The sequence below is a fragment of the Gemmatimonadaceae bacterium genome (genome assembly GCA_020852815.1).
Lineage (GTDB): Bacteria > Gemmatimonadota > Gemmatimonadetes > Gemmatimonadales > Gemmatimonadaceae > SCN-70-22.
Genome location: JADZAN010000007.1, coordinates 1 through 6,703, shown reverse-complemented (window position 1 = coordinate 6,703; position 6,703 = coordinate 1). Strand labels below are relative to the sequence as shown.

The window sequence follows — 6,703 nt, the reverse complement described above, 5'->3', positions numbered from 1 at the left end:
GCGCACTGTACGTGACATAGGCGACCGGCTCCGTCGTGTTGTGGCTCTGGTCCGTCGGCTCGTCCGGCGGCGTAACCCACGTTACCACGACCGCGAGCCGGTCGCTTCATTCTGACTGACCCCAATTCGACAATTCCCCTCACCCCGATTCCCCTACCCCCCGATCGCCGCCTGCGCCGCCGCTAGCCGCGCAATCGGCACCCGGAACGGCGAGCAGCTCACGTAGTCCAACCCCGCCCGGTGGAAGAACGCCACCGACGCCGGGTCTCCCCCGTGTTCGCCGCACACCCCCACCTCCAGGTCGGGACGCACCCCCTTCCCCTTCTGCACCGCCAGTTCCACCAGCATCCCCACCCCCTTCTGGTCGATCGAGCGGAACGGGTCGTGCTCGTACATCCCCCGCTCCAGGTAGATGGGGAGGAACTTCCCCGCGTCGTCGCGCGAGAAGCCCATGGTCATCTGCGTCAGGTCGTTCGTCCCGAACGAGAAGAACTCGGCTTGCTTCCCGATCGAGTCGGCAACGAGCGCGGCGCGCGGGGTCTCGATCATGGTCCCCACCATGTAGTGCAGCGTCTCGCCGCGCTCAGCAAAGACCTGCGCCGCCACGGCGCGGATCACCGACGCCTGCGCGTTGAACTCGCGCACCGTCCCCACCAGCGGGACCATGATCTCGACCCTCGGATCGAACCCCTTGGATCGCGCGTCGAGCGCGGCCTCGAAGATGGCGCGCGCCTGCATCTCGGTGATCTCGGGATAGGTGATCCCCAGGCGGCAGCCGCGGTGGCCGAGCATCGGGTTGAACTCGTGCAGCGCCTCGACGCGCATCTTGATCTTGCCAAGTGAGACCTTCATGTCGGCGGCCATGACCTTCTGGCCGACGTCGTCGTGCGGGACGAACTCGTGCAGCGGCGGGTCGAGGAGGCGAATGGTGACGGGGAAGCCGCTCATCTCGCGGAACAGCCCCTCGAAGTCGCCGCGCTGCATGGGGAGGAGCTTGGCCAGCGCCTTGCGCCTGCCGGCCTCGTCGTCGGCAAGGATCATCTCGCGCACGGCGACGATGCGGTCGCCCTCGAAGAACATGTGCTCGGTGCGGCACAGCCCGATCCCCGTGGCGCCGAAGGTGCGCGCCTGCGCGGCCTCGTCCGGCGTGTCGGCGTTGGTGCGCACCTCGAGGCGCCGGTACTTGTCCGTCAGCTGCATCAACTTGCCGAAGTCGCCCGACAGCTCGGCGTCCTTGGTCGCGATGGCGCCGGCAAACACCTCACCCGTGGAACCGTCGAGCGAGATCCACTCGCCCTCGGCGTAGCTCGTCCCGTCGATGGTCATCGTGCGCGCCTTGTAGTCCACGTGCACGGCGCCGGCGCCGGAGACGCAGCACTTGCCCATCCCGCGCGCCACCACGGCGGCGTGCGACGTCATCCCGCCGCGCGCGGTGAGGATCCCCCTGGCGACGTTCATCCCGCGCAGGTCCTCGGGGCTCGTCTCCTGCCTGACGAGGATCACGTCCTTCCCCTGCCCGGCCCACTCCTCCGCCTCGTCGGCAAAGAAGACGACCTGCCCGCTGGCGGCACCCGGCGAGGCGGGGAGCCCGCGGGCGATGGCCTTGGCCGCGCGGCGCGCCTTGTCGTCAAAGATGGGATGCAGGAGGTCGTTCAAGCGCTCGGGGACGATACGAGTCAGCGCCGTCGGCTCGTCGATCATCCCCTGCTGCAGCATCTCCATCGCGATGCGCACCATGGCCGCACCGGTGCGCTTGCCGTTGCGCGTCTGGAGCATCCACAGCTTCCCCTCCTGGATGGTGAACTCCAGGTCCTGCATGTCGCGGAAGTGGTTCTCCAGGTCGTGTTCGCAGGTGATCAGCTCCCGGTACAACGCCGGCATCAGCTCCTCGAGCGAGGGGTAGTTCACCTTGCGTTCCTCCTCGCTCACGCGCGCCAGCTCGGCCCAGCGGCGCGAGCCAATGAGCGAGATCTGCTGCGGCGTACGAATGCCGGCAACCACGTCCTCACCCTGTGCATTGACGAGGAACTCGCCATTGAACAGGTCCTCGCCCGTCCCGGCATCGCGCGTGAAGGCGACGCCGGTCGCACTGGTATTCCCGAGGTTGCCGAAGACCATCGCCTGCACGTTCACCGCCGTCCCCCACGAGGCGGGAATGTCGTTGAGCTCGCGGTAGACGCGCGCGCGCTCGTTGTTCCAACTCTCGAAAACAGCGACGACCGCCCCCCAAAGCTGTTCCCACGGGTCGGCGGGGAAGTCGCGCCCGATGCGCGCGCGGATCAGCGCCTTGAAGCGCGCCACCAGCTCCTTGAGGTCGTCGGCGTCGAGGTCGGTGTCGAGCGTGACCCCCTTCTTCTCCTTCATCATGTCGATGATGACCTCGAAGGGGTCGTGGTCCTCCTTCGAGACGGGCTTGAGTCCCATCACCACGTCGCCGTACATCTGCACGAAGCGGCGATACGAGTCCCAGGCAAAGCGCGGATTGCCGGACTTGACGGCGAGCCCCTCGACCGCGGCGTCGTTGAGGCCGAGGTTGAGGATGGTGTCCATCATCCCTGGCATCGACGCGCGGGCGCCCGAGCGCACCGACAGGAGCAACGGGTCGGCGGCGTTGCCGAAGGTGCGCCCCATCTCCTGCTCCACGAAGGCGACGCCGGCCTTCACTTCACCCTCGATCAGCGCGAGCGCCGCTCCCTTCCCCTGCTCGGTGAACACGGTGCAGGCCTCGGTACTGATGGTGAAGCCCGACGGAACGGGGATGCCGAGCCGGCACATCTCGGCGAGGTTGGCCCCCTTCCCGCCGAGGAGGTTCTTCATGGTGGCGGCACCCTCGGTGCGGGCGTGGCCGAAGACGTAGACGTACTTGCTGGGAGCGGCGGCGGTGGTCATGACGGCACCTTGGGACGACCGGTGGAAACGATTCCTGTCGAGGGTGCGAAGGAGACGCACCCATAGGAAGGAGCGGCGCGCGCACTCGTCAGGGTGTCAGCGCGGCCCCGACCGATTGTGGTGTGTTTGTCCCGTCTTTTTCGAGCCGGCGTGTGACAGGGCGGCCCTTCGACGCAATCATGCGTTTCTGGCCGAAGCTCAATGCCTTGTGCGACGGTTGCTTACGACCCTTTCGCCACCGCCGCCATCACGCGCATCGACGTCGCGCCGACGTCGAGCCGGCGTGGCGCCTCACCTGGACAGATACACTCGGTTCGGGCTCTCGCCCCGCAAGCCGCCTCACGGCTCCCCCGCCGGCGCCGGTGGCCTCGACGTCACCGGTGTCATCACGATGGAGTCGTTAGGCGCCAGCCGCACGCGCTACGTCGCTCGTGCCGCGCATCAATCCTGAACAAACCGTGAACGTGCGCATGCGTGCGCCCGCCAGCAGTTGGCGGCGTTATCATGTGCCGTAGTGCTGACCCCGCCGTTGCGCAAAGGCACGCGCGAGGGCGTAGCGCCTCGCTCCACTCCACCCTGTCACGCCTGCACCCGATGTCCACTGCACGCCTGTTCCGCGCGCTGGCGCTCACGACCACATGTGCCAGCATTGCCGTGCCCTCCTTCGCACTCCAGGCCCAAAGCGCGGGAGGGCGAAGCAAGGCGACCACACCGGCAACGCCGGCCGCGTCGGCCGCCGCCGCCGCGCCCGCGCGCTTCGACACCTCGGTTTTCAAGGCGATCTCGTGGCGCAACGTGGGGCCGCAACGCGGCGGTCGCGCCAACGCCGTCGCTGGTATTCCGTCGATGCCGCTGACCTACTTCGTCGGCTACACGGGCGGTGGACTCTGGCGCACCGACAACGCCGGCCTCACCTGGCGCAACATCTCCGATGGCTTCTTCACGACGAGTTCGATTGGCGCAATCGCAGTGGCGCCGAGCGATCCGAATGTGATCTACGTCGGCTCGGGCGAGCACGCCGTGCGCGGGCAGTCGTCGACGTATGGCGACGGCGTCTACCGCAGCACCGACCAGGGGAAGACGTGGGTCAACGTCGGCCTCGCCGCAACTCGGCAGATCTCGCGCGTCGCGGTGCATCCCAACAATCCCGACGTGGTCTACGTCGCGGCGCAGGGCGATCGCTGGAAGGGGACGGCGGATCGCGGCGTCTATCGGTCGACCGACGGCGGGAAGAACTGGACGCTCGTCCTGAAGGGGGAGAACGCTACGAGCGGCGCGGCAGGGATGTCGATGGACCCCAACAACCCGCGCATCATCTACGTGGCGATGTGGGATCACCAGCGCACGCCGTGGATGGTGCGCTCCGGTGGCGCCGGGAGCGGGATCTGGAAGACGACCGATGGCGGTGACACGTGGACGCGCCTCACCGAGGGGCTCCCCAAGCTGATGGGGAATCTCGACGTCGCGGTGTCGCCGGCCAACTCCGAGCGGGTGTACGCGATTGTCGAAGCGGAGAAGGGGGGGCTCTATCGCAGCGACGACGCCGGGAAGACGTGGCGTCTGTTGAGCGAGGATCGCCTGATCCAGACGCGCTCGTGGTACTACATGGACGTGATCGCCGACCCGCAGAACGCGGACGTCGTGTGGATCATGAATGCGCCGGTGCTCAAGTCGATCGACGGCGGGAAGACGTTCGCCGTGGTGAACGCGATGCACGGTGACAACCACGGGCTCTGGATCAATCCGCAGAACTCGAACTACCTGATCAACGCCAACGATGGCGGTGCGTCGGTGTCGCTCGACGGCGCAAAGAGCTGGAGCACGCAGGACAACCAGCCGACAGCGCAGTTCTATCACGTCACGGTCGACGACGACTATCCGTACAAGCTGTACTCGGGGCAGCAGGACAACTCGTCGGTGATCATCCAGTCGCGCGCCGACGGTTTCATGATCACGGAGCGCGAGTGGCGCAACGGCCCGGGGTGCGAGAGCGCCAACATCGGCGTGAGCGGAAAGCGCTCGCGGTACGTGTATGGCGGCTGCTACCAGGGGTTGATCGACGAACTGGACCAGGAGACCGGGCTGTCGCGCGACATCATGGCGTACCCGGAGATGAACCTCACCGAGCCGACCGACAAGACGAAGTACCGCTTCAACTGGACGGCGCCGATCCTCGTCTCGCAGCACGACGAGAACGTCATCTACCACGGCGGCAACGTCCTCTTCCGCTCGCGCGATCGCGGGCAGTCGTGGGCGCCGGTGTCGGGCGACCTGACGAAGAACGACAAGACGCGCCAGGGGTGGGGGGGCGGCCCCATCACGAACGAGGGGGCCGGGGGCGAGGTCTACGGCGCGATCTTCGTGATCGAGGAATCGCCGCACGATGCGCGGACGCTCTACGTGGGGACGGACGACGGACTGGTGCAGCTGACGAGGGACGGCGGGACGACGTGGACCAACGTGACGCCGCCAGCTGCAGGCGACGGCATGGTGAACGAACTCGAGGTCTCGCCGCATGACGCCGCCACGGTGTACGTGGCCTATCGCCGCGACCGCATGGGCGACCCGTCGGCGCTCATCTACCGCTCCAGCGACTACGGCAAGACGTGGACGCTGCTGGTGAACGGGCTGCGCGCCGGTGAGCCGGTGCGCGTCGTGCGCGAGGACCCGGAGCGGAAGGGGTTGCTCTATGCCGGGACCGAGACGGCGGTCTACATCTCCTTCGATGGCGGCGCCAAGTGGCAGCTCTTCTCCGGCAACCTGCCGGTTGTCCCGGTGACGGATCTCGAAGTGCGCCACGGTGACCTGATCGCCTCCACCGAGGGGCGCGCCTTCTGGATCCTCGACGACCTGTCGGTGATTCGCCAGTACGCCGACTCGCTCGCCACGGCGCCGGTACATCTCTACAAGCCGCGCCTGGCGCGCCTGACGGGGGGCGGCGGTGGCTTTGGTGGCGGCGGCAATTCAATGGTAGGGCGCAACCCCCCAGGCGGGGCGGTGGTGTACTATCGACTCGCCGCTGCGCCCGACAGCGCGACCGCGGTGCGCCTCGAGTTCCTCGATGCCAAGGGGACGGTGATGCGTGCCTACTCCAACAAGGAAGGGCAGGGACCGGCGCGCCTCGCACCCAAGGCCGGCTACAACATGTTTGCCTGGGATCTCCGCCGCCCGGCGCCGACGCAACTGCCGGGCGTCCTCCTCTTCGGGGCGCCGGGGGCCGGCGCACAGGTGCTGCCGGGGACGTACACGGTGCGCCTAACCGTTGGCAGCACCACGCAATCGCAGACGTTCGAGGTGCAGCAGGACCCGCGGCGCGTCACGCCGATGCCGCAGCTGGCGGAGCGCGACTCGATCGCCAACCTGCTGGTGACGCGTATTGGCGAGATCCACGACGCCGTGTTGCGCGTGCGAGACCTCAAGACCCAGGTGCAAGGCTTCGTGACGCGCACCAAGGATGCCGACAGCGCCAAGGCGATCGCCGCGATGGGCGGGACGATCACCAGGAAGCTCGAGGCCGCCGATCCCAAGCTGACCACCAAGGCCGCGAACGGGCAGGACATCATCAACTACGCCAACGGGATCAACGGGCAGTACGGCTTCCTCCTGGGCCAGCTGGAAGGGAACCCTGTCCTCACGCAGGGGGTCAAAGAACGGCTGGCCGAATTGGAGCGGCTGTGGGGGGCGCTGCGGAGCGAGGTGGACCAGATCGAGACGGTCGACATCGCGGCGTTCAACAAGCTGCTGCAGGCCAGCAAGGTCGACGGGGTCATCGGGAAGAAGAAACCGGGGACGATCATGTAGCGTCCCCTGGCGT

At 67.4% G+C, this 6,703-nt stretch carries 3 protein-coding genes; 2 read left to right on the top strand and 1 reads right to left on the bottom strand.

The window, feature by feature from the left end; genetic code table 11:
* Positions 1–153: 153 nt before the first annotated feature.
* The gene (locus tag IT359_04160) at positions 154–2,889 is read right to left on the bottom strand and encodes a pyruvate, phosphate dikinase (protein ID MCC6928169.1); all 2,736 of its coding nucleotides are present in this window, start codon (positions 2,887–2,889) and stop codon (positions 154–156) included.
* 283 nt (positions 2,890–3,172) lie between these two features.
* Here IT359_04160 and IT359_04155 point away from each other — a divergent pair, with 283 nt between their 5' ends.
* Both IT359_04155 and IT359_04150 read left to right on the top strand, forming a co-directional pair.
* Complete coding sequence (locus IT359_04155) at positions 3,173–3,340, top strand: hypothetical protein (GenBank protein MCC6928168.1); 168 nt, start codon at positions 3,173–3,175, stop codon at positions 3,338–3,340.
* Positions 3,341–3,483: 143 nt separating this feature from the next.
* Positions 3,484–6,690: a glycosyl hydrolase gene (locus IT359_04150; GenBank protein ID MCC6928167.1), complete on the top strand. Its 3,207-nt coding sequence runs from the start codon at positions 3,484–3,486 to the stop codon at positions 6,688–6,690.
* Positions 6,691–6,703: the final 13 nt, after the last annotated feature.